The 22,213-nt window shown below is 71.2% G+C and carries 19 protein-coding genes; 8 read left to right on the top strand and 11 right to left on the bottom strand.

Annotated elements, in window-relative coordinates:
- Nucleotides 1-837: 837 nt before the first annotated feature.
- On the top strand, nucleotides 838-2,040 hold the full coding sequence (locus ACFWHU_RS19605) for an amino acid deaminase/aldolase (protein ID WP_387225931.1): 1,203 nt from the start codon (nucleotides 838-840) through the stop codon (nucleotides 2,038-2,040).
- 42 nt (nucleotides 2,041-2,082) lie between these two features.
- Here ACFWHU_RS19605 and ACFWHU_RS19600 read toward each other — a convergent pair whose 3' ends face one another.
- The 6 genes from ACFWHU_RS19600 to ACFWHU_RS19575 form a co-directional block, all read right to left on the bottom strand.
- On the bottom strand, nucleotides 2,083-3,015 hold the full coding sequence (locus tag ACFWHU_RS19600) for a DUF2510 domain-containing protein (RefSeq protein ID WP_387225929.1): 933 nt from the start codon (nucleotides 3,013-3,015) through the stop codon (nucleotides 2,083-2,085).
- 33 nt (nucleotides 3,016-3,048) lie between these two features.
- Nucleotides 3,049-3,270 (bottom strand): hypothetical protein, encoded by a 222-nt coding sequence (locus tag ACFWHU_RS19595; protein WP_387225927.1) that lies wholly within the window; start codon nucleotides 3,268-3,270, stop codon nucleotides 3,049-3,051.
- Nucleotide 3,271: 1 nt separating this feature from the next.
- On the bottom strand, nucleotides 3,272-3,577 hold the full coding sequence (locus ACFWHU_RS19590; protein WP_385796092.1) for a YrhB domain-containing protein: 306 nt from the start codon (nucleotides 3,575-3,577) through the stop codon (nucleotides 3,272-3,274).
- Nucleotides 3,578-3,673: 96 nt separating this feature from the next.
- Nucleotides 3,674-4,477, bottom strand: a complete 804-nt coding sequence (locus ACFWHU_RS19585) for a 3-oxoacyl-ACP reductase (RefSeq protein WP_385796089.1) — start codon at nucleotides 4,475-4,477, stop codon at nucleotides 3,674-3,676.
- 3 nt (nucleotides 4,478-4,480) lie between these two features.
- Entirely contained in the window at nucleotides 4,481-5,854 is a 1,374-nt protein-coding gene (locus tag ACFWHU_RS19580) for an aldehyde dehydrogenase family protein (RefSeq protein WP_387225924.1), read from the bottom strand.
- Nucleotides 5,855-5,865: 11 nt separating this feature from the next.
- The gene (locus tag ACFWHU_RS19575) at nucleotides 5,866-7,236 is read right to left on the bottom strand and encodes a glutamine synthetase family protein (RefSeq protein ID WP_385796083.1); all 1,371 of its coding nucleotides are present in this window, start codon (nucleotides 7,234-7,236) and stop codon (nucleotides 5,866-5,868) included.
- 78 nt (nucleotides 7,237-7,314) lie between these two features.
- Between ACFWHU_RS19575 and ACFWHU_RS19570 the strand changes: the two genes are divergently transcribed.
- From ACFWHU_RS19570 to ACFWHU_RS19555, 4 genes are all read left to right on the top strand, one after another.
- Nucleotides 7,315-8,067, top strand: a complete 753-nt coding sequence (locus tag ACFWHU_RS19570; RefSeq protein WP_385796080.1) for a FadR/GntR family transcriptional regulator — start codon at nucleotides 7,315-7,317, stop codon at nucleotides 8,065-8,067.
- A 199-nt stretch (nucleotides 8,068-8,266) separates the two neighbouring features.
- The gene (gene eat, locus ACFWHU_RS19565) at nucleotides 8,267-9,799 is read left to right on the top strand and encodes an ethanolamine permease (RefSeq protein ID WP_385796077.1); all 1,533 of its coding nucleotides are present in this window, start codon (nucleotides 8,267-8,269) and stop codon (nucleotides 9,797-9,799) included.
- Nucleotides 9,800-9,893: 94 nt separating this feature from the next.
- A complete protein-coding gene (locus tag ACFWHU_RS19560; RefSeq protein WP_385796075.1) occupies nucleotides 9,894-10,625 on the top strand; it encodes a gamma-glutamyl-gamma-aminobutyrate hydrolase family protein in 732 nt (243 codons plus the stop codon).
- A 96-nt stretch (nucleotides 10,626-10,721) separates the two neighbouring features.
- The gene (locus ACFWHU_RS19555) at nucleotides 10,722-12,188 is read left to right on the top strand and encodes an alkaline phosphatase PhoX (protein WP_387225921.1); all 1,467 of its coding nucleotides are present in this window, start codon (nucleotides 10,722-10,724) and stop codon (nucleotides 12,186-12,188) included.
- Between the two features lie 91 nt (nucleotides 12,189-12,279).
- Here the strand turns inward: ACFWHU_RS19555 and ACFWHU_RS19550 are convergent, their stop codons facing one another.
- Nucleotides 12,280-13,200: a LysR family transcriptional regulator gene (locus tag ACFWHU_RS19550; protein WP_385796071.1), complete on the bottom strand. Its 921-nt coding sequence runs from the start codon at nucleotides 13,198-13,200 to the stop codon at nucleotides 12,280-12,282.
- A gap of 70 nt (nucleotides 13,201-13,270) precedes the next feature.
- Here ACFWHU_RS19550 and ACFWHU_RS19545 point away from each other — a divergent pair, with 70 nt between their 5' ends.
- Entirely contained in the window at nucleotides 13,271-14,494 is a 1,224-nt protein-coding gene (locus tag ACFWHU_RS19545) for a TDT family transporter (protein WP_387225919.1), read from the top strand.
- Here ACFWHU_RS19545 and ACFWHU_RS19540 read toward each other — a convergent pair.
- From ACFWHU_RS19540 to ACFWHU_RS19525, 4 genes are all read right to left on the bottom strand, one after another.
- On the bottom strand, nucleotides 14,433-15,155 hold the full coding sequence (locus ACFWHU_RS19540) for a helical backbone metal receptor (RefSeq protein ID WP_385796065.1): 723 nt from the start codon (nucleotides 15,153-15,155) through the stop codon (nucleotides 14,433-14,435). The two genes, ACFWHU_RS19545 and ACFWHU_RS19540, sit on opposite strands and share 62 nt — an antisense overlap.
- A gap of 11 nt (nucleotides 15,156-15,166) precedes the next feature.
- Nucleotides 15,167-15,715 carry a helix-turn-helix domain-containing protein gene (locus ACFWHU_RS19535; RefSeq protein WP_385796062.1) on the bottom strand — a complete coding sequence of 183 codons (549 nt, stop codon included), beginning with the start codon at nucleotides 15,713-15,715 and terminating at the stop codon, nucleotides 15,167-15,169.
- A gap of 388 nt (nucleotides 15,716-16,103) precedes the next feature.
- Nucleotides 16,104-18,725: an ABC transporter permease/substrate binding protein gene (locus ACFWHU_RS19530; RefSeq protein ID WP_387225915.1), complete on the bottom strand. Its 2,622-nt coding sequence runs from the start codon at nucleotides 18,723-18,725 to the stop codon at nucleotides 16,104-16,106.
- Complete coding sequence (locus tag ACFWHU_RS19525) at nucleotides 18,718-19,875, bottom strand: glycine betaine/L-proline ABC transporter ATP-binding protein (protein ID WP_385796056.1); 1,158 nt, start codon at nucleotides 19,873-19,875, stop codon at nucleotides 18,718-18,720. The genes ACFWHU_RS19530 and ACFWHU_RS19525 overlap by 8 nt, the downstream gene beginning before the upstream one ends.
- Nucleotides 19,876-20,163: 288 nt before the next feature.
- On the opposite strand from ACFWHU_RS19525, the gene ACFWHU_RS19520 reads away from it, so the two are divergent.
- Both ACFWHU_RS19520 and ACFWHU_RS19515 read left to right on the top strand, forming a co-directional pair.
- Nucleotides 20,164-21,069 carry a 5'-3' exonuclease H3TH domain-containing protein gene (locus ACFWHU_RS19520; protein ID WP_387226110.1) on the top strand — a complete coding sequence of 302 codons (906 nt, stop codon included), beginning with the start codon at nucleotides 20,164-20,166 and terminating at the stop codon, nucleotides 21,067-21,069.
- Nucleotides 21,070-21,169: 100 nt separating this feature from the next.
- Nucleotides 21,170-22,012: a siderophore-interacting protein gene (locus tag ACFWHU_RS19515; protein WP_385796054.1), complete on the top strand. Its 843-nt coding sequence runs from the start codon at nucleotides 21,170-21,172 to the stop codon at nucleotides 22,010-22,012.
- Nucleotides 22,013-22,213: the final 201 nt, after the last annotated feature.

The raw sequence follows: 22,213 nt of genomic DNA, 5'->3' as shown, positions 1-22,213 counted from the left end.
AGGTCGACGGGGATGGGAGTTCGGTGCGGCGGGGCGGGCGGGCCGTCCGGGCGCCGCGGGGCGCCGCGCGCGATCTCGTAACCAGGAGGCGGTGGCGGCAGCCGGGTGGAGGTGCCCGTGGAAGCGAAGGTCGGTCCAGTGGGCGGTGGTGGTGCGGGGCTCCGGGTGGGCCGGGGCGGGACCGTACCGGCCGGCGGGGCCGGGGGGACGGGACGGAGGCGGGCGGTGTCCTCGTCGGGGGGCACGGTGGAGCGCGGTGCCGTTCGTCGTGGGGCCGCGCGCTGGGGAGGAGGTCCGGCCGGGCGCGGGGGTATGCCGGGCTTCCCGCCCGAGGACCGGCCCGATGTCCCGGCGGGCGGGGTGGCGGGCGTCGCGCCCGGTGGGCGCGCCGGCGGCTCGGTGGTCCTGGTTTCCGGGGTTCGGGTCGGCGCCGTGGCCGGGGGGCCCGGCGGGGGGCCAGGCTCCGTACCGGCGGCTGTTCCGTTCTCGTCGCCGTCGCTGTTGTCGGCTCTGTTGCCGACGGGTGCGGTCCCGGTGCTGCGGGCGGGGTCCGCGAGGGGCGGTGCGGGAGGCTGTGCGGTCGGGAAGCCTGACGGTGGGGGTGGGCCGGTGGGCCGGGGTGGCACGGGCGCGCGCCGCGCTTCGGTACTCATCCGCCCCCCTGTGATCATGGCCTTGTCCACGCCGGATCGCCGTCCGGGGCAGGCCCGTTCGTCGCCGCGTGGGCGTCACTCTACGGGCTGGAGAGCACCCCGCGGGAACAGGTCCGCAGGTCGGGGCGGATCTGACCAGAACATCCCCCTACCGTCGGGTAAGCCCGTCTGGCAAGCTCGGACGATGACTCCCCGCGCCGCCGACCGGGCCCGGTACGACCGGGCCACCGCCCATCTCGACGCCCCGCTCGCCGTGGTCGATCTCGACGCCTTCGACGCCAACGCGGACGATCTCGTCCGCCGGGCCGCGGGCAAACCGATCAGGGTCGCGAGCAAATCGGTGCGCTGCCGCGCGTTGCTGGAGCGGGTCCTGGCGCGCGACGGCTTCGCGGGCGTCATGTCGTTCACCCTGGCCGAGTCGCTGTGGCTGGCGCGCGCCGGTTTCGAGGACGTGCTGCTCGCCTATCCGTCGGTGGACCGGGGGGCGTTCGCCGAACTCGCCGCCGATCCGAAACTGGCGACGGCCGTGACGGTGATGGTCGACGATCCTGCTCAGCTGGATCTCGTCGATCTCGCGCGGGCGGGCGGCACGGAGGAGATCCGGGTCTGTCTGGAGCTGGACACCGCGTTCCAGTTGTTCGGCGGCCGGGTACGGATCGGGGCCAGGCGCTCACCGCTGCGTGAGCCGGCGCAACTGGCCGAGCTGGCCCGGTCGATCGCCCGCAGGCCCGGTTTCCGGCTGGTGGGGTTGATGGCGTACGAGGGGCATGTGGCCGGTGTCGGCGACTCGGTCGCGGGCCGGCCGCTGCGCTCGCGGGCGGTGCGGATGATGCAGTCGGCCGCGCGCAAGGAACTGGCGGAGCGGCGCCGGGCCGTGGTGCGGGCGGTGCGGCTGGTGGCGCCGGAGCTGGAGTTCGTCAACGGCGGTGGCACGGGCAGCGTGCAGCACACGGCGACCGAGGACTCGGTGACGGAGATCGCCGCCGGTTCGGGGCTGTATGTGCCGCGGCTGTTCGACAACTACACGTCGTTCACGGGCCGTCCGGCCGCGCTGTTCGCCCAGCCGGTGGTGCGCAGGCCGGGTGTCGGCGTGGTGACCGTCCTCGGCGGCGGCTATCCGGCGTCGGGCGCGTCGGGCCGGGACCGGCTGCCGGAGCCGTATCTGCCGGAGGGACTGCGCTACGACCCGCAGGAGGGCGCCGGAGAGGTGCAGACACCGCTGCTCGGGTCCGCCGCCGACGATCTGCTGATCGGCGACCGGGTGTGGTTCCGGCACGCCAAGGCCGGGGAACTGTGCGAGCGCTTCGACGAGTTGCTGCTGATCGAGGGCGACCGGGTGACGGCGACGGTGCCGACGTACCGGGGCGAGGGCCGTACGTACCTCTGAGGTTCGTTCAAGGTGCCGGCCCCGGTGGGCCGGCGTCCGGCCTCAGGAAGGACCGATGGAGCTGCCGACGCCGCCCGTCGTGTCGCCGATCGCCCGGATGCCCTTCGTGATCGTGTCCATACCGCTGAGCGGCGGGCCCTTGGGGCCCGCGTCGAAGGCGAACCGGACGACGATCAGCGATTCGGCGCCGATGGTCGAGGGGAATGCCAGCGACTGGACGTAACCGCCGGGCCCCGAACCTGTCTTGACCTTCCAGCGCACGACATACCCGGTGCGTCCGGCGACGGTGACGGCCCCGGACTTGACGACGGTGTGCGACGTGACGCCTCCGTAGTAGGAGTTGCCGATGGAGTCCTCGTCGTACAGGGCGTCGGACGCGTCCTGGATGTCCTCCTTGGCGAGGGCTTCGGGGGTGGCCGCGTCGGTCTGGGTGGCGGTGGAGGACATGACCCTGCCGTATCGGCAGTACCGGCTCTTCTGGCCGGGGCATTCGTAGTCCGCCACCGTGGTCATGGTGACCGCGCGGTCGACGATGCTGTCCGACTTCTCCCAGTCGTCGGGGATGGGCAGGGTGATGCCGTTGAGCTGGTCGACGAGCACGGTGGGGTCGGCGGTCGGCTCCGCGGTGGGACTCTCGTCGTCACCGCCGCCCGTCGGACCGGGCGCGGGCTCACTGGTGGTCGGCGCGGACCGGGGCACGGTCTTCGTCCCGTCGTCGCCGAGCAGCGTGACGCCGGCGACGATCGCGGCGACGAGCATGAGCCCGGCCGCGACGGCGCCGAGAACCACGCTCCGGCTGCGGCCCGCCGGCGGCGGTTGCCGGGGCGCCTGTTGATACGGCGGCTGATACGGCTGCGGCACGGCGGCCGCACCGACCGACCGGGTGTGCGCGGTCCAGCCGCTCCCGTCCCACCACCGCTCGCCCCCGGGCACACCCGGATCCGCGTACCACCCGGGCGGCGTCGTCATGCTCATCCCGCCACCCTAGACGGGCCGTCCGGCAGACGGTCAGCGGTACCGGATCACGTGCAGTGCGTGAACTCCCGTCGGGTCGAAGGACACGGGGTCCTCGGACGAGCCGTCGAACAGCATCACAGGCTGGTGCACGGTCCGGCAGGCCATGAGCCAAGCCGTGGCCGACTCGTGCACCGGGTGGGGCGCGGCCAGTTCGAGAAGACCGCGGTAGGTCCGATCGAGCCAGGCCACTGCCCGCTGTCCGGGGCCGGGCATCTCAATGCCCCTTCTTGGGGGGCCAGTTGCCCGACGCCTGGAGGGCCATGTACTCCTCCGTGGGCGGGAACGAGGGAGCTGAATGGGCGGCGGTTCCGTCGTGCGGGACTACGACCACTGAGTTGAACGGGGCGTCTATGAAGGCCCCTGTTTCAATGTGTTCCTTGAAGTCGAAGCGAACGGTCCAGCCGTAGGTGAATTCAATGGCCGTCTCCGGGAGCATCACCACGGAATCAGGTCGGTCCGGGTATGCGGTACTCCTCAGGAATCCGGCAGCCGCCGTCACTGCTTCGCCCTTTGTCACCATCTGTGAAGCTCCGAGCTGGTGCTGTCGGCGTCCCCCAGCCAGGGACATGGCGCGGCCCATGAGCCGCGCCACCCGGTCGGCGTTCGCGGACAGGTACTACAGCGGCGTCACGTACGCGCCTCCGATGCCGCCGTCCACCATGAAGTCCGTCGCGTTGACGAACGACGCGTCGTCGCTGGCGAGGAAGGCGACCGCCGCGGCGATCTCGTCCGCCTCCGCGAAGCGGCCGCCCGGGATGTGCACGAGGCGCCGTGCCGCCCGCTCGGGGTCGCTCGCGAACAGTTCGCGCAGCAGGGGGGTGTTGACCGGGCCCGGGCAGAGTGCGTTGACGCGGATGCCCTCGCGGGCGAACTGGACGCCCAGTTCGCGTGACATCGCGAGCACGCCTCCTTTGGAGGCGGTGTAGGAGATCTGGCTGGTGGCCGCGCCCATGGTCGCGACGAACGACGCGGTGTTGATGATCGAGCCGCGCCGCTGCTGCCGCATGTAGGGGATGACGGCCTTGCAGCAGAGGTACACGGAGGTGAGGTTGACCTCCTGGACCCGGCGCCAGGCGTCGATGCCGGTGGTGAGGATCGAGTCGTCCTCCGGCGGTGAGATGCCCGCGTTGTTGAACGCGATGTCGACGCTGCCGTAGGTGTCGAACGCCTTCTTGAAGAGGGCGTCGACCTGTTCCGCGTCGGTGACGTCGACCCGTACGAACGTGCCGCCCACCTCGTCGGCCACCGCCTTGCCCGCCGTCTCGTCGATGTCGCCGCAGACGACGTGCGCGCCCTCGGAGGCGAGTCGGCGCGCGGTGGCGAGACCGATGCCGCTGCCCGCGCCGGTGACGACGGCGGTGCGGCCGATCAGCCGGCGGCAGACGGGCGCCTCGGCGCTCTGGTTGATCTCGTCGGGCATGGGTCAGGCCTCCGTACTGATGAAGATGTTCTTGGTCTCGGTGAACGCGGTGAGGGCGTCCGGGCCCAGCTCACGGCCGACGCCGGACTGCTTGTAGCCGCCGAAGGGGGTCGAGTAGCGCACGCTGCTGTGGGAGTTGACGGACAGGTTGCCGGCGGCGACGGCGCGCGAGACGCGCAGTGCGCGGCCGAGGTCGCGGGTCCACAGGGAGCCGGAGAGCCCGTACTCGGTGTCGTTGGCGAGCCGGATCGCGTCCGCCTCGTCGTCGAAGGGGATCACGACGGCGACCGGGCCGAAGATCTCCTCGGTCACGGCGGGGTCGTCGGCGGCGACGTCGGTCAGGACGGTCGGCGGGAACCAGAAGCCGGGCCCCTCGGGGACGCTGCCCCGTACGGCCGCCCTGCCCTCGGGGACGTATCCGCGTACGCGCTCCAGTTGGGCGCGCGAAATGAGCGGCCCCATCTGGGTCTTTTCGTCCGACGGGTCGCCCACGACGACCGACCGCACGGCGGGCGCGAGGAGTTCGAGGAACCGGTCGTACGCGGTGCGCTGGACAAGGATGCGGGTACGGGCGCAGCAGTCCTGGCCGGCGTTGTCGAGGTAGGCCATCGGCGCCTCGGCGGCGGCCCGTTCGACGTCGGCGTCGGCGAAGACGATGTTGGGGCTCTTGCCGCCGAGTTCGAGGGTCACGCGTTTCATCTGCCGCGCACCCCTGGCCATGATCTCCTTGCCCACCCGGGTGGAGCCGGTGAAGACGATCTTGGCGACGCCGGGGTGGTCGACCAGGGCCTGGCCCGCGACGCCCCCGGCGCCCGGCAGCACTTGGAACAGATGCTCGGGAAGACCCGCCTCCAGGGCGAGTTCGGCCAGTCGCAGCGCGGTCAGGGGGGTGGTCTCGGCGGGCTTGAGGAGTACGGCGTTGCCTGCCGCCAGGGCCGGTGCGGTGCCCCAGGCGGCGATCGGCATGGGGAAGTTCCAGGGGGCGATGACCCCGACGACGCCGAGCGGTTCGAGCAGGGTGATGTCGAGGCCGCCGGCGACCGGAATCTGACGGCCGGTCAGTCGCTCCACTCCCCCGGCCGCGTAGTCGAGGAGGTCGCGGACGTTGCCCGCCTCCCAGCGGGCGTTCCCCAGGGTGTGGCCCGCCTCCCGGACCTCCAGGCGGGCGAGTTCTTCGAGGTGACCGTCGACGGTGGCGGCGAACCGCCGCAGGAGGCGTGCGCGGTCGGCGGGCGCGGCCTGCGACCACCGTCGCTGGGCGGCGGCGGCCCGTACGACGGCGGCGTCGACCTCGGCCGCGCTCGTCGCCGGGACGGTGGCGACGACCTCCTCGGTCGCCGGGTTGAGGATCTGGTGGGTGTGGGGCTGGTCGGGCACGTCTCTCTTCCTCACATGCGTTCGAAGGAGCGGCGCAGCTCCCAGTCGGTCACGGCGGCGTCGAAGGCGGCCAGTTCGACCCGCGCCAGGTTCAGATAGTGGGCGACGACCTCGTCCCCGAAGGCGGCCTTGGCGATGGGGCTGTGCTCCCAGAGGTCGGCGGCCTCGCGCAGGGTGGTGGGCACCTGCTCGTACTCGGAGGTGTAGGCGTTGCCGGTGCAGACCTCGGGCAGTTCGAGCTCGTGCTCGATGCCGTAGAGCCCCGCCGCGACCAGTCCCGCGACGGCCAGGTGGGGGTTGACGTCGCCGCCGGGCAGCCGGTTCTCGAAGCGCATGGAGCGGCCGTGGCCGACGACCCGCAGGGAGCAGGTGCGGTTGTCGTTGCCCCACGCGACGGCGGTCGGGGCGAAGGAGCCGGGCGCGAAGCGTTTGTAGGAGTTGATGTTCGGCGCGTACAGCACGGAGAACTCGCGCAGCGCGGCGAGCTGGCCGGCCAGGAAGTGGCGCATCACGGGTGACATCCCGTGGGCGTCGTCGCCCGCCATGACGTTCGTGCCCGGCTCGTCGACGGACTGGAGCGAGAGGTGGATGTGGCAGGAATTGCCCTCGCGCTCGTTGTACTTGGCCATGAAGGTGAGCGAGACGCCCTCTTGGGAGGCGATCTCCTTGGCGCCGGTCTTGTAGATGGCGTGCTGGTCGCAGGTGAGCAGGGCCTCGTCGTAACGGAAGACGATCTCGTGCTGACCCGGATTGCACTCGCCCTTGGCGGACTCGACGATCAGACCGGCGGCGGTCATGTCGTTGCGGATCCGGCGCAGCAGGGGCTCGATACGGCCGGTGCCGAGGACGGAGTAGTCGATGTTGTACTGGTTGGCGGGGGTGAGGCCGCGGTAGCCGCTGTCCCAGGCCTGCTCGAAGGTGTCCTTGAAGACGATGAACTCGAGTTCCGTGCCGACGTGCGCGGTGTAGCCGTGCTCGGCAAGCCGGTCGAGCTGGCGGCGCAGGATCTGGCGGGGCGCGGCGACGACCGGTGAGCCGTCGTTCCAGGCGAGGTCGGCGATGAGCATCGCCGTCCCCTCGTTCCAGGGGACGCGGCGCAGGGTCGCGAGGTCGGGGTGCATGGCGAAGTCGCCGTAGCCGCGGTCCCAGGAGGACATCGCGTAGCCGTCGACGGTGTTCAGCTCGACGTCGACGGCGAGAAGGTAGTTGCAGCCCTCGGTGCCGTGTTCCAGGACGTCCTCCAGGAAGAATTGGGCGGCGAACCGCTTGCCCTGGAGTCTGCCCTGCATGTCGGGGAAGGCCAGGACCACGGTGTCGATCTCGCCGTTCGCCACGAGGGCGCGCAGTTCTTCGACGGAGAGTGGGGGTGTGCGGTCTGCCACGGGACAACTCCTCCATCGGCCAGCCGGGGACCTTAAGGTATTCCGGGAGACCATTGCTTGGGAAGGGGAAACGGCGACGTGGCGAAGAAGGATGCGGCGAGGAAGAGTGAGCCGGCCGACCGGCTGACGCCCGTCCTGCGTCCCGTGCGGGCGGGCAACGGTTTCGAGGAGGCCCTGGAGCAGATCCTCCAGGTGCTGCGCCTCGGTCTGGTCGCGGGCGGTGAGCGGCTGCCCGCCGAGCGGGATCTGGCGGAGCGGTTGCGGATCAGCCGGGTCACGCTGCGCGAGGTACTGAAGGTCCTGACCGACCAGGGGCTGGTGGAGAGCCGGCGGGGTCGCTACGGCGGCACGTTCGTCCTGCCCCGGCCCGACACCCCGTCGCAGGGGGTGGAGGAGGAGCTGCGGCGCCGGGTCTCGGGAGTGGACATCGAGGACGTGCTGCGGTTCCGCGAGGTGCTGGAGGTGGGCGCGGCGGGGCTGTGCGCGGCGCACGGCCTGTCCGATGCGGAGGTGTCCCGCCTGCGTACGGCGCTGGCGGCGACGCACGACGCCCCGCTTGGCGACTACCGCCGCCTCGACACGCTGCTGCATCTGACGCTCGCGGAGCTGTCGGGGTCGGCGCGGCTCACCGAGCAGTACGCGTCGGTGCGTGCGACCGTGAACGACCTGCTGGACTGCATCCCGCTGCTGGTACGGAACTTGGAGCACTCCCAGCAGCAGCACACGGCACTGGTCGAGGCGGTCCTGGCCGGCGACGCGGACGCGGCGCGCGAGGTGATGCGCGAGCACTGCGGCGGGACGGCGGCGCTGCTGCGGGGATTCCTGGCCTGAGAGCGGGTACCGGGACGGGTATCGGGCGGGTTTCGGGGCGGGTGGCGTCGCTGGACCGTCACGGGAGTCCCGGCCGTCCCCGCCCCGGCGGGCCCGTGCCGGTCGTCCGTAACAGTCGCTTAACGCACAGGGCTTGCGCACGGACGTTTCCGGCCGCAATGGTGTGGCCCCACACCTTTACCCGAGGCAGGAGCGGCTCATGGCCGAAGGCACGGAATCCCGTATCCCACCAGCCGATCCGTCGGGTCCGACCGGTCCTGCCGGTCCTGCCGGTCCCGGGCGGGACGGCTCCCCGGCGGTTCCCGCGCAGGGCGGCTCCGCCGACGACGCGGCCTATCTGCGGCGCCGGGCGCTGAAGGGCGGCAGCGCCGGCTGGCTGCTGCTGACCGGCCTCGGCGTCGCGTACGTCGTCTCCGGGGACTTCTCGGGCTGGAATCTCGGGCTCGCCGAGGGCGGCTTCGGCGGACTCGCCATCGCGACCCTCCTCATGGGCGCGATGTACGCCTGTCTCGTCTTCTCGCTCGCCGAGCTCTCCGCGATCCTGCCCACGGCGGGCGGCGGTTACGGCTTCGCCCGCCGCGCGCTCGGCACCTGGGGCGGCTTCCTGACCGGCACGGCCATCCTCATCGAGTACATCCTGGCGCCGGCCGCGATCTCCATCTTCATCGGTGACTACGTCGAGTCGCTGAACCTCTTCGGACTCGACGCGGGCTGGCCGGTCTATCTCGCCTGCTTCGTCATCTTCATCGGCATCCACCTCTGGGGCGTCGGCGAGGCGCTGCGCTTCAGCCTGGTCGTGACGGCCATCGCGGTGGCCGCGCTGCTGATCTTCGCCGTGGGTGCCTTCACCGAGTTCGACAGCAGCGGCCTCAACGACATACCGGTCCAGGAGGACGCCTTCGGGTCCAACTCCTGGCTGCCGTACGGCCTGCTGGGCATCTGGGCCGCGTTCCCGTTCGGCATGTGGTTCTTCCTCGGCGTCGAGGGTGTGCCGCTGGCCGCCGAGGAGGCCAAGGACCCGGTGCGCTCGATGCCGAAGGCGCTGTCGATCTCCATGGGCATCCTCGTCCTGCTGGCCCTGATCACGTTCTTCGCCGCGACGGGCGCCCGGGGTTCGGCCGCCGTCCAGGAGGCGGGCAATCCGCTGGTCGTCGCGCTCCAGGGGGACGGCGAGCCCACGGCGCTCAGCAGGTTCGTCAACTACGCGGGCCTCGCCGGTCTGGTCGCTTCGTTCTTCTCGCTCATCTACGCCGGTTCCCGGCAGCTGTTCGCGCTCTCCCGCGCCGGCTATCTGCCCCGCTTCCTCTCGCTGACCAGCAGCCGCAAGGCGCCGTACCTCGGCCTGCTGATACCGGGCGCGATCGGCTTCGCCCTCGCCGCGGGCAGCGGCAACGGCGGCCGGATGCTGAACGTCGCGGTCTTCGGCGCCACGATCTCCTACTCCCTGATGGCTCTGTCGCACCTGGTCCTGCGGCGCCGCGAGCCGGGTCTGCACCGTCCGTACCGGACACCGGGCGGCATGCTGACCTCCGGCGTAGCGTTCGTCCTGGCCCTGTCGGCGCTGGTGGCGACGTTCCTGGTGGACAAGGACGCCGCGTTCATCGCCCTCGGCGTCTACGTCGTGGCTCTCGCCTACTTCGCCTTCTACAGTCGGCACCGGCTGGTGGCCGCCGCGCCCGAGGAGGAGTTCGCGGCGCTCGCGGAGGCCGAGGCCGAGCTGAAACGGGACTGAGCCGTAAGGCCGTAAGCACCACGCCTGAGCCGACAGCGCCACGCACCACAGCACCGCCGCACCACAGCACAGCACCACATCGGAGGAACGTTCAGTGAAGCCGCTCATCGGCGTCAGCACTTACCTGGAGACGTCGGCCAGGTGGGGCGTCTGGGACCTGCCCGCCGCCCTGCTGCCCATGGCTTACCCCCGGCTCGTCCAGCGCGCGGGCGGCGTCGCCGTCATGCTCCCGCCGGACGAGCCGGCCACCGCCGCCTCGGTGGTCGCCCGGCTCGACGGGCTGGTCGTCTCGGGCGGCCCGGATGTGGAGCCCGCTCGGTACGGGGCCGAGCCGGACCCCCGTACGGGACCACCCGCCAGGGAGCGGGACGACTGGGAACTGGCGCTCATCGAGGCCGCGTTGGCGTCCGGAACGCCGCTGCTCGCGATCTGCCGGGGCATGCAGCTGCTGAACGTCGCGCTGGGCGGGACGCTGATCCAGCATCTGGAGGGTCATACGGCCGCGACCCTCGGCGTGTTCGGCGAACACCCGGTGAAGCCGGTGCCGGGCACGCGGTACGGAACCGCCGTCCCGGAGGAGTCGGACGTCCCGTCCTCCCACCACCAGGCGGTGGACCGGCTGGGCAAGGGGCTGATCGTCTCGGCGTACGCGGGCGACGGCACGGTGGAGGCGGTGGAGCTGGTGGACGAGCGGTGGGCGCTGGGGGTGCAGTGGCATCCGGAGATGGGCGAGGACACGCGCGTGATGGCGGCGCTGGTGGCGGCGGCGCGCGAGCGGGAACGGATCGGCGCACGACCGCCCGGCAGGCGAAACAGCATGTGTTGATCGTGTCGCGTTCACCCGCGGTTCGCGGATGGGGGGGACCGTAACCCGGGCTCGGCTCACCTCGGCCGACCGACCGCGCACCCCCAGGAGATGAACGTGCCCATCACCCGTAGAGACTTCTCCAAGACCTCAGCCGGCGTGGGCCTCACCCTCGTCGGTACCGCCGGTGTCCTGTCCACCGCGTCCGCGTACGCCTACGCGGACGAGAACACGGACTCCGTCGCGGGCGGCGACCCGGAGCAGGACGACCGCTCCTCCCAGGCGCTCGGCAGCAAGACCGGGTACGGCCCGCTGATCGACGACCCGAAGGGGCTCGTCGCGCTGCCCGCCGGGTTCTCGTACAAGATCGTCAACCACGCCGGTGTCACCAAGCTGGACAGTGGCGAGTTCACGCCGAACAGCCACGACGGCACGGCCACCTTCCCGGGCACCCGCGGCTCCACACTCCTGGTCACCAACCACGAGCTCGGCGGCGACCGGGCCGAGGTCGACTTCCCCGTACCGCTCACGCCGGGGCTCGTGTACGACCCCGCCGCCCCCGGCGGCTGCACCGTCGTCGAGGTCGACAAGCACGGCGAATGCGTCGCCGAGTGGGTGGGGGTCGCCGGCACCCAGGAGAACTGCGCGGGCGGGCGCACCCCCTGGGGCACCTGGCTGACCTGCGAGGAGGACACCACCAGGGCCGGCGAGGACGGCATGACCAAGGACCACGGTTATGTCTTTGAGGTGGACCCGTACGACCGCCGTGCGAACCAGCATCCCAGGCCGATCAAGGCGCTCGGCCGGTACGACCACGAGGCCGTCGTAGTCGACACCAAGCGCGGCCACCTGTATCTCACCGAGGACGCCGACGAGCCGAACGGCCTGCTGTACCGCTGGACTCCGCCGAAGGGGTTCCGCCACGGCCGCGGCAAGCTGCGCGGGCTCTCCGACACCGCCGGAGTGCTGGAGGCCTTCAAGTGCTTCGACTCCAGGGGCAGGTTCGTCGACGACCTCTCCCGCGCCACGAAGGCCGGGACCGTGTACGGCGTCGACTGGGTGACCGTGCCCGACCGCGACGCCAAGACCGTGTCGGTGCGCGAGCAGTTCACGGACACGCAGGTCACCCGGGCCCGCAAGCTGGAGGGCATGTGGTGGGCCGACGGCGGCGCGTACGTCGTCTCCTCGTACGCGCGTGAGGAGAGCCCGAAGCAGCACGACGGTCAGGTGTGGTTCTACGACCCGGCCCGCCGCCAGCTGACCCTGAAGCTGATCCTGGGCGTCAACCAGGACCCGTCGAAGGACGGCGCCCTCGACGGCCCGGACAACATCACGGTCTCCCCGTACGGCGGCGTGATCCTGGCCGAGGACGGCCAGGGCGTCCAGCATCTGTTCGGCGCCACGGACAAGGGCAAGACCTACCCGATCGCCCGCAACGAACTGAACGAAGGCACCGCCGAGGAGCCCGAGTACAGCGAGTTCGCCGGTGTGGTCTTCTCGCCCGACGGCAGGACGCTGTACGCGAGCATCCAGAACCCCGGCATCCTGCTGGCCATCACCGGCCCCTGGCGCCACCAGCGCTGACGGTCCACCTTTCACGGCCGCGCCCCGATCAGTCGGGGCGCGGCCGTGGCGGTCGCGGGGGTCGAGGGACCGTGCGGCCCGGGGGCGCGGGCTACGGAGCCACGCGCGTCAGTGACAGGAGTTCGCGGGCCGGGCCGGTCGGGCGGTGGCCCGTCGGCCAGACCGCGCGCAGGTCGCGGCGCAGTGAAATCCCCGGCACCTCCACCTCCGTCAGCCTGCGTGACGCCAGCTCCTCGACCACGGCCAGCTCGCTGAGCACCGAGGGCCCCGCGCCGCTCACCACCGACGCCTTGACCGCCGTCGTCGAGGACAGTTCCAGCAGCGGCGTGGCGAGACCTCCGTAGGAGGCGAGCGCCGCGTCGAGTACCTGGCGGGTGCCCGAGCCCTCCTCACGGAGGATCAGCGGTGCGGCGGCCAGTTCCTCGGGCGTCAGGGACGTACGGCGCCCCCACGCGTGCGTCGGCGCGACCACGACCACCAGCCGGTCACGGCCGATCACCGTGCCGTCCAGCCCCGCCGGCACGGCCAGGCCCTCCACGAAGCCGAGATCCGCCTCGCCGCCGATCAGCCGTGCGGCCACGGCTCCCGAGTTGCCCGCGAGGAGCGAGACGGCCGTGTCCGGCCGGGCGGCACGGAGCGCGATGAGCCAGCCGGGCAGCAGATACTCGGCGATGGTCATGCTCGCGGCGACCCGTAGCCGTGAGTCGCGCCGGCCGCGCAGCGCCTGCGCGCCCGCGTCGAACGCCTCCGCCGCCTCCATGATCCGCCGCGCCCAGTCCGTGACGAGCGCGCCCGCGCCGGTGAGCCGGGAGCCGCTCGGCGACCGGTCGAAGAGGCTGACGCCGAGCTGCCGTTCGACCGACCGTATCCGGCTGCTCGCCGCGGGCTGGCTGATGCCCAGCTCACGGGCCGCCCCGCCCATGCTGCCGTGCCGGGCGACGGCGATCAGCAGCTCCAGCGCGCCCAGCTCGGGCACCCGGTGGGCGAGGGACACAGGGGGCTCGTCAGTCATACATTCAGGTTATGGCCTCATAGCGCCAAGGGGCCTGGTGGGGAGGGTGCGGAACGACGAGGGTGCGAGCATGGCCACCCTCGCCCCGACCGCCCGCACAGCTCCGATCGCCGAAGTCACCGCGTTCCTCCCGCCTGCCCGCCCCACGCGCTTCGCGGTCCTGCGCCATGTGGGTCCCAACTGGTACGCGAGCGTCATGGGGACCGCGATCGTCGCGAGCGCGGGCGTGGCCCTGCCGACGGAGTCGCTCGGGTTCGCCGGGCCGATGGACGTCCCCGTACTGCGTGCCGCCTGCGTGACCGTATGGGCGCTGTCGGCGCTGATGCTCACGCTCGTACTGGCGGCCCGCATCGGCCACTGGATCCACCACCGCGACCGGGCGCGCGCCCATCTGCTCGATCCCTCGGTGGCGCCCTTCTACGGATGTCTGGCGATGGCGCTGCTCGCGGTCGGCGGCGCCACCCTCACCGTGGGCCGGTACATGATCGGCGAGAGCGCGGCCGTCGCCGTCGACGCCGTGCTCTTCACGGCGGGCACGCTCGTCGGCCTCACGGCGGCCGTGGCCGTCCCGTATCTGATGGTGGTACGGCACAGGGTGCGCCCCGCCGACGCGTCCCCGGTGTGGCTCCTGCCGGTGGTGGCGCCGATGGTGTCGGCGGCGCTCGGCCCGGCGCTGATCCCGTATCTGCCCGCCGGCCAGTGGCGCGAGGCGCTTCTGCTGGCGTGTTACGCCATGTTCGGCCTGAGCCTGCTCGCCACGCTCACCCTGCTGCCGCTGATCTTCGGCAGGCTGCTGACGCACGGACCGCTGCCCCTCGCCCTGACACCCGCGCTCTTCCTCGTCCTCGGCCCGCTCGGGCAGTCGACGACAGCCGTCGGCAACCTCGCGCGGTCGGCGCCCGACGCGCTCACCTCCACGCCGCCCGCCTCCACCGCCTCGTACGTCTCCGCCCTGGACGCCTTCGCCGTGCTGTACGGCGTCCCTGTGCTGGGCTTCGCGCTGCTGTGGCTGGCCTTGGCGGCCGCGATGGTCGTACGGGCGGTGCGGCGCGGGATGCCGTTCTCGATGACGTGGTGGGCCTTCACCTTCCCGGTCGGTACGTGTGTGACCGGCGCCGCCGGACTCGCCCACGCCACGGGACTCATCGCCCTGGCCCATCTGTCACTCACCCTGTTCGTCCTGCTGACGGCCGCCTGGGCGCTCGCCTGGACCCGTACCGTGCGCGGCCTGGTCAGCGGAGCGCTGCCCGCAGCGCCGCCGGTGCCCGGACCAGCGACGGCCCGTACCAGGTGAGGTAACGCCCGTCGACCAGCGCGGCCGGCAGCCCCGGGAACGCCTCGGGGCCGTCGTCGGCGGTGAAGCGGTACGGCTCGTCGGGCAGGACGACCAGGTCGGCCCCCGAGGCCCGTAGCCGCTCCACCGGGATACGCGGATAACGCTCGGCCAGGTCGCCGTACACGTTCCGCACGCCCAGCCTCGCGAGCAGGTCACCCGCGAAGGTGTCGCCGCCGAGCACCATCCACGGCCTGCGCCAGATCGGTACGACCGCCCGGCGCTCTCCTCCGTACGGAGGAGTCACCGCCGCCCAGGACTCGCGGGCCTCGTCCAGCCATCGCGGCGCGGTGAGCCCGCAGCCCGTCACGAGCATCCGCTCCAGCTCGGCGAACGCCTGGTCGAGGTCGCGCACCTCGGTGACCAGCACCTCGACGCCCGCGTCCCGCAGCGCGGCCAGATCCGGCTCGCGGTTCTCCTCCTCGTTGGCCACCACGAGGTCGGGGCGCAGCGCGATGACGGCGGCGATGTCCGGATTCTTGGTGCCGCCGACGCGTACGACGTCAAGGTCGGCGGGGTGGGTGCACCAGTCGGTGGCGCCGACCAGGAGTCCGGGCGCGGTGACCGCGAGCGCCTCGGTGAGTGAGGGGACCAGCGAGACGACCCGACGCGCTCCGGTCACGGCGGCGGCTCTCAGCGCCGGGTGTCGAACGTCGCGTCGATGTGTTCGGCGACGGCGACGACCAGGATGCGCGTGCCGGGCTCGGTGGCGCGCCAGCGGTGCCTGACTCCGCCGGAGAGATACAGCGTGTCGCCGCGCTCCAGACGGTACGCGCGGCCTTCGGCCTCGACCTCCACCGAGCCGTCGGCGATGTACATCACCTCGTCGTTGCGGTGCTGGTACTCGCGCCCGGTGTCCTGCTCGCCGGTGTACTCCTTGGCGTGCAGCTGGTGTCCGCCACGGGCCACCCTGCGTACGCCGGGGCCGTCACCGTCGGCCCGTACGACGTCGACGGTGCGCGCCGAGTCGGCCGCCGCGTGCAGCACGGGGATGGTGGTCTCCAGGGCGCCGGCCACCCGCTCCAGCGAGCGGGCGCTCGGCCGGGCGCGTTCGTTCTCGATCTGGCTGAGGAACGGTACGGAAAGCCCGCTGCGGTCGGCCACGGCCGCCAGTGTGAGGCCGAGGGACCTGCGCCGCCTGCGGACGGCGGCGCCCACCCTGAGCGCTTCCTTGTCGTCCATGTCTGGGCTCCCTCCCGGCCGGATCGTCATCTTCTCAGAGTTGACGGCCGCGCAAAGGCGGTCTGCCTCACCCGGAGTGGAAGGCGCCACGGTGAACCCCGTGGAAACCGACGGCCCCGGTCGAGCATGACGACGTCCGGTCGACAGACCTCCATCCTCCGACCGCCGGGGCCTTCCCACCACTGGTGGGGCCTCCGTCCGGCTCCCGTGCGGCCCCATCCGCACGGCACGCGGGGCCGCCCCGGCGGAGGCCGCAGGCGGAGCCGCGCCCTCGCGCCGGAAGCCGACGGAGGCGGGCGCCGCCCCTGGCGGCACCCGCCTCGTCCCGGCGCCTCGCGGCGGCCTACGGCGGTTCTCGGTACCTTCTCCGTACTCTCAGTGCTCCACGTTACTGCGGAGCGATCTCGTCGGCGATGCCCGGATTCTTCTCCATCCAGGCCGCCACCGCCTCTTCCTCATGGCCCGTACCGCGCTTCTGGATCTCGTTCTCCAGACCGGCGAGCTGTTCCTCGCTCAGCTTGAAGTCCTTGAACCACTTGGTCAGCTGCGGGTAGTTCTTCGGGAAGTCCTTGTTGCCCACGGTGTGGATCTGGTCGCCGTCGCCGAAGGCCTTCTCCGGGTCCTTCAGCTTGGTCAGCTCGTACTCGCTGTAGGCCCAGTGCGGGGTCCACAGCATGACCGCGATGGGTTCCTTCTTCGCGTACGAGCGCTCCAGCTCGGCCAGCATGCCGGGCGTGGAGCTGTCGACGACCTTGTAGTCGCCGGCCAGGCCGTAGCCGGGCAGGACCTTGTTCTTGAGGATGTTCATGGTCTCGGTGCCGGGCTCGATGCCGACGATCCGCCCCTTGAACTCGTCCTCGCGGCCCTTCAGATCCGCCAGCGAGTCGACGCCCTTCACATACGAGGGCACGGCGATCTCCAGTGACGTCGGCCCGTACCAGGAGCCCAGGTCGGAGAGTTTGTCGCCGTACTTGTCCCAGTACTTCTTCTGCGTGTTGGGCAGCCAGCCGTCGAACTGGACGTCGATCTGCCCTCTGGAGAGGGCCGTGTACATCGGGCCGACCTCGAACTGCTTGAGGTTCATCTTGTAGCCCCGGTCCTCCAGCACCGCCTTCCACAGATACGTGGCGGCGATGTCCTCCTCCCAGGGGAACCAGGCGACCTCGATGGGCCGTTCGCGTTCGTCCTTGCCGTTCGCGCCCTTGCTGACGCCGGAGACCGGGGTCCACTTCTCCGCCAGCTCGGGGTTGTCCTTCAGCCAGGCGCGTACGGCGTCCTGCTCCTTGCCCTTGCCGGCGCCCTGGATCTCCGCCTCAAGACTGGTGAGCTGTTCCTCGGTCATCTTGAAGTTCTTGAGCCACTTGGCGACGCTCGGGTTCTCGGCCGAGAAGCCCTTGCGCGCGAGCGTGTGCACGCCGTCGCCCGCGCCCCAGGTGCCCTTCGGGTCCTTGAGCTTCTTCAGGTCGTAGGTGTTGTACGCCCAGTGCGGGGACCAGAGCGTGACGACGACCGGTTCCTTCTTCTCGTACGCGCGCTTCAGCTCGGCCAGCATGCCGGGCGTGGAGCCGTCGACGACCTTGTACTCGCCTTCGAGGCCGTACTCCTTCAGGACCTTGTCCTTGAGGATGCCCATCTCGCCGGCGCTGGGCTCGATGCCGATGATCCGGCCCTTGAACTGGTCGGCCTTGCCCTTGAGGTCCGCGAGGGAGTCGACGCCCTTCACGTACGAGGGCACGGACAGCTCCAGGGACGTCTCGTCGTACCAGGCGCCCATGTCCTCCAGCTTGTCCTGGTACTTGTCCCAGTAGGTGGCGTGGGTGGTCGGCAGCCAGGAGTCGGTCTGGATGTCGATCTGGCCGTTCGCCTGGCCGGTGTAGAGCGCCCCGGCCTCGTACTGGGTGGCCTCGACCTCGTAACCGCGCCGCTCCAGCAGTTCCTTCCAGAGGAAGGTGGAGGCGATTCCCTCGTCCCAGGGGATGTAACCCATGCTGATCTTCTTGCCCTGGCCGACATCTCCCTCGCCGGCGACCGTCGCGCTCTTGGCGCCGCCGAAGATGCTCATGCCGCCCGCGACCAGCGCGAGGACGACCACGCCGACCACGGCGACCGAGGGACGCGGACGGTGGTCCCAGACCTTGAGCGAACCGCTCATCGCCTGCGCCTTGGCCAGCGCGCGGCGGCCCAGCGGTGAGACCTGCCGGCCCAGCGCGCCGGTCAGCCGGTCCAGGTACATCGCCAGGATGACGATGGAGACGCCCGCCTCGAAGCCGAGGCCGATGTCGACGTTGCCGATGGCGCGGTAGACGGCGCCGCCGAGGCCGCCGCCGCCGACCATGCCCGCGATGACGACCATCGACAGACCCAGCATGATCACCTGGTTGATGCCGGCCATGATCGTCGGGAGCGCGAGCGGGAGCTGGACGCGCAGCAGGGTGTTGCGCGGGCTGGTGCCGAACGCCTCGGCCGCCTCGACCAGTTCGGCGTCGACCTGCCGGATGCCCAGCTCCGTCATACGGACTCCGGGCGGCAGGGCGAAGATGATCGTGGCGATGATGCCGGGGACCACGCCGACGCCGAAGAAGATGATGCCGGGGATCAGATAGACCATCGCGGGCATCGTCTGCATGAAGTCGAGCACCGGCCGGATGACGGCGCTGACGGTGGCCGAGCGCGAGGCCCAGACGCCGAGCGGCACCGCGATGACCAGGATGACGATCGTCGCGACGAGGACCAGCGAGAGCGTGGACATCGCCAGTTCCCACAGCTCGATCGAGTCGATGAGCGCGAAGCCGACGAAGGCGAGACCGGCGGCGAGCAGTCCGCGCAGCCACCAGGCGAGTACGGCGAGGATGCCGGCGAGGATGAGCGGCTCGGGGCCGTTGAGCACCGCGTCCACGGCGTCGTACATGCCGGTGACGAGCGAGCTGATCGCGTCGAACAGCCAGGAGAGATGGCGCTGGAGGAAGTCGACTCCGCTGTCGACCCATTCGCCGAGCGGGAGCCTAGGCACTGGCCGCCTCCTTGTCGACGAAGAGCGTCGTCGGGCCGGTGTCGGCCACCGGCGCGGAGGTGCTCGGGGGTGCGTCTGCGGGTGTCATCGGCTCGCCGAGTACGGCAAGCAGCCGGGCGCGCGGTACGACTCCCACCAGCCGTCCCTCGTCGTCGGTGACGGCGACGGGGACCGAGCTGGTCGAGCAGGGGGTGAACAGCTCGATGATCGGGGTGCTCACAGAGACGGTGGCGGGCGCCGCCGCGAGCACGTCCTTGTCGGTGCGCAGTTCCTTGCCGTCGTCCGTACGGCTGCCATGGGCGGTGTCGGCGTCCGCCATGATCGCCCCGGCGGTCAGGACGCGCGAGCGGTCGACGTCCTGGGTGAAGGACGCGACGTAGTCGTTGGCCGGGGTGACGAGGATGTCCTCGGCGGTGCCGAGCTGGACTATCTCGCCGTCGCGCATGACGGCGATCCGGTCGCCGAGCCGCATGGCCTCGTTGAGGTCGTGGGTGATGAAGACGATGGTCTTCTTCAGCCGCTTCTGGAGTTCCAGGAGCTGGTCCTGCATGTCACGGCGGATCAGCGGGTCGAGCGCGCTGAACGACTCGTCCATGAGCAGCAGGTCCGCGTCGGTGGCGAGCGCGCGGGCCAGGCCCACACGCTGCTGCATACCGCCCGAGAGCTCGTCGGGCCAGGCCTTCTCCCAGCCGGCCAGCCCCGCGAGTTCAAGGGCCTCCGTGGCCCGTCTGTCACGCGCCGCGCGCGGGACGCCCTGGACCTCCAGGCCGTATCCCGCGTTCTCCAGCACACTGCGGTGCGGGAAGAGCGCGAAGTGCTGGAAGACCATGCTGATCTTGGTGGAGCGCACGGTGCGCAGCTCGTTCGCGCTCAGGGCGGTCAGATCCTGGCCGTCGAAGAGCACCCGGCCGGCCGTCGGCTCCAGCAGTCCGTTGAGCATGCGCAGCAACGTGGACTTGCCGGATCCGGAGAGGCCCATCACGACGAATATCTGACCGGGATCGACGGAGAACGAGGCATCGATCACCGCTGCGGTCGTACCGTCGGCGCGCAACTCGTCGCGGTCCGTGCCGCTTTCGAGCTTCCTCACCGCTTCTTCGGGTCGTGCGCCGAATACCTTGTACAGGTGTTCCGCCTGCAGCCTGGACACATATACCTCACGCCGTCGAAATGAGAAACGGCCCGCCACCCCCGCCGGCGGGCCGTGGAGCGGTACGGGGTCTGCCCGTGCGGCCGGTCGGCGGCCTTCGAAGAGTCCGCGCCCGGGTTCGCTCCGAGTGCGCGCCTGCCCTTACTTACATGGACCAAACGTTTCTGTGGTCCACACCACTCGGGAGCACTCCCGCGCAGGTCGGAGGGGACCCGGCGGTGATCCGCCGCCGCCCGACGGCCGCTGTCGGTGGGATGGGGCATCATCAGGGATGTGACGCGACGCCTGATGCTCCTCGACACCGCTTCCCTCTACTTCCGGGCCTATTTCGGGGTGCCCGACTCGGTGCGCGCCCCCGACGGCACACCTGTCAACGCGGTCCGGGGCCTGCTCGACTTCATCACCCGGCTCGTCCAGGACCATCATCCGGACGATCTCGTGGCCTGCTGGGACGCGGACTGGCGGCCGCAGTGGCGGGTGGATCTGATCCCGTCGTACAAGGCGCACCGCGTGGCGGTGGAGACGCCGGAGGGGCCGGACGAGGAGGAGACCCCGGACACCCTGGCGCCGCAGGTGCCGATCATCGAGGCCGTGCTGGACGCGCTGGGTATCGCCCGTGTCGGCGTGGCGGGGTACGAGGCGGACGACGTGATCGGCACCCTCGCCGGCGCCGCCACCGGCCCGGTCGACATCGTCACCGGCGACCGGGACCTGTATCAACTGGTGGACGACGCCCGTGGCGTACGGGTGCTGTATCCGCTCAAGGGCGTCGGATCGCTCCAGATGACGGACGAGGCGTGGCTGCGCGAGAAGTACGGGGTGGCCGGCTCCGGCTATGTCGATCTGGCGCTGCTGCGGGGCGATCCGAGCGACGGGCTGCCCGGCGTGCCCGGGATCGGTGAGAAGACGGCGGCCAAGCTGCTGGACACCTTCGGTGATCTGGCGGGGATCATGGCGGCGGTCGACGATCCGCGTTCGGGGCTGACACCTTCGCAGCGCAAGCGGCTGGACGAGGCCAGGGCGTATGTGGCCGTCGCGCCGACGGTGGTGCGGGTCGCCGGGGACGTCCCCCTGCCGGACTTCGACCCGGCGCTGCCCTCCGAGCCGCTGGACCCGGAGACGCTGGACGCGCTGGCGGCGCGATGGGGTCTGAACAACGCGCTGCACCGGTTGCTCACCGTGCTCGGAAAGTGACGGCGCCGGGGGGTGCGTCCGGCGGCGGGGTGTTAAGTTAGGTAAGCCTAAGCATTGCTCGCCCGTCCGGGGGCGGCCGCATCAGTCAAGGGAGACCGCCGTGGCACAGCAGGCCCGTAAGTCACCGAAGGTCCGCGAAGCGCGCGTGATACGCACCCAGCGCATCACTCCGCACATGGTGCGCCTGGTTCTCGGCGGCGACGGGCCGGCCGGGCTGGAAGCGGGCGAGTTCACCGACCACTACGTGAAGCTGCTCTTCGCTCCCGAGGGCGTCAGCTATCCCGAGCCGTTCGACATGGACCGCGTCCGCGAGGACTTCCCGCGTGAGCAGTGGCCCACCAGCCGTACGTACACGGTGCGCGAATGGGACAGGGCCGCCGGGGAGATCACCATCGACTTCGTGGTCCACGGCGACGAGGGCCTGGCGGGGCCGTGGGCCGCCGCCGCGCGGCCCGGTGACACGGTGCGGTTCCTGGGCCCCGGCGGGTCGTACGCCCCCGACCCGGCCGCCGACCGGCATCTGTTCGTCGGTGACGAGAGCGCGCTGCCCGCCATCGCCGCGTCGATCGAGCAGGCTCCCGAGGACGCCGTGATCCACGCGTTCATCGAGGTCGAAGGGCCCGAGGAGGAGCAGAAGATCGCCGCTCCCGCCGGGGCGGAGATCGTCTGGCTGCACCGCGGGAGCCGTCCCGTCGGCGAGGCACTGGTCGCCGCCGTACGGGCGCTGGACCTGCCCGCCGACGACGTGCACGCGTTCGTGCACGGCGAGGCCGGTTTCGTGAAGGAGCTCCGCCGCCATCTGCGGCACGACCGGAATATCCCGCGCGAGCGGCTGTCGATCTCGGGCTACTGGCGGCTGGGCCAGAGCGACGAGGCGTGGCGGGCCGTCAAGCGGGAGTGGAACGAGCAGGTGGAGCGCGAGCAGGAGAACGCGAAGGGCTGAGTACCCTCCGGTGCCGGGCGGGCTGATGGGCCGCCCGGCGCCCGAGGACGGCCGTCACCGGGTCGGGCGGGATCGGCCGACATCGCCGAACGGCCCGTGACCGTCGCGCGGTTCATCAGGTTGAAGTCGGCGATCCCGGCCATCCACGAGGGCCTCTGCGCGGGGGGCTTCTGCGCGGGCGCCGCGAAGGCCGACGAGAGG

The organism is Streptomyces sp. NPDC060366, from assembly GCF_042725135.1.
Classification (GTDB): Bacteria; Actinomycetota; Actinomycetes; order Streptomycetales; family Streptomycetaceae; genus Streptomyces.
The sequence above is the reverse complement of the archived record's forward strand: the minus strand, read 5'-3'. Positions and strand labels throughout refer to the sequence as shown.

What these genes read in the sequence shown, in the direction of transcription:
- ACFWHU_RS19605 (WP_387225931.1), top strand. Translation starts at nt 838, where the DNA reads ATGACTCCCCGCGCCGCCGACCGGGCCCGGTACGACCGGGCCACCGCC.
- ACFWHU_RS19600 (WP_387225929.1), bottom strand. Translation starts at nt 3,015, where the DNA reads ATGAGCATGACGACGCCGCCCGGGTGGTACGCGGATCCGGGTGTGCCC.
- ACFWHU_RS19595 (WP_387225927.1), bottom strand. Translation starts at nt 3,270, where the DNA reads ATGCCCGGCCCCGGACAGCGGGCAGTGGCCTGGCTCGATCGGACCTAC.
- ACFWHU_RS19590 (WP_385796092.1), bottom strand. Translation starts at nt 3,577, where the DNA reads ATGGTGACAAAGGGCGAAGCAGTGACGGCGGCTGCCGGATTCCTGAGG.
- ACFWHU_RS19585 (WP_385796089.1), bottom strand. Translation starts at nt 4,477, where the DNA reads ATGCCCGACGAGATCAACCAGAGCGCCGAGGCGCCCGTCTGCCGCCGG.
- eat (WP_385796077.1), top strand. Translation starts at nt 8,267, where the DNA reads ATGGCCGAAGGCACGGAATCCCGTATCCCACCAGCCGATCCGTCGGGT.
- ACFWHU_RS19550 (WP_385796071.1), bottom strand. Translation starts at nt 13,200, where the DNA reads ATGACTGACGAGCCCCCTGTGTCCCTCGCCCACCGGGTGCCCGAGCTG.
- ACFWHU_RS19545 (WP_387225919.1), top strand. Translation starts at nt 13,271, where the DNA reads ATGGCCACCCTCGCCCCGACCGCCCGCACAGCTCCGATCGCCGAAGTC.
- ACFWHU_RS19535 (WP_385796062.1), bottom strand. Translation starts at nt 15,715, where the DNA reads ATGGACGACAAGGAAGCGCTCAGGGTGGGCGCCGCCGTCCGCAGGCGG.
- ACFWHU_RS19520 (WP_387226110.1), top strand. Translation starts at nt 20,164, where the DNA reads ATGCTCCTCGACACCGCTTCCCTCTACTTCCGGGCCTATTTCGGGGTG.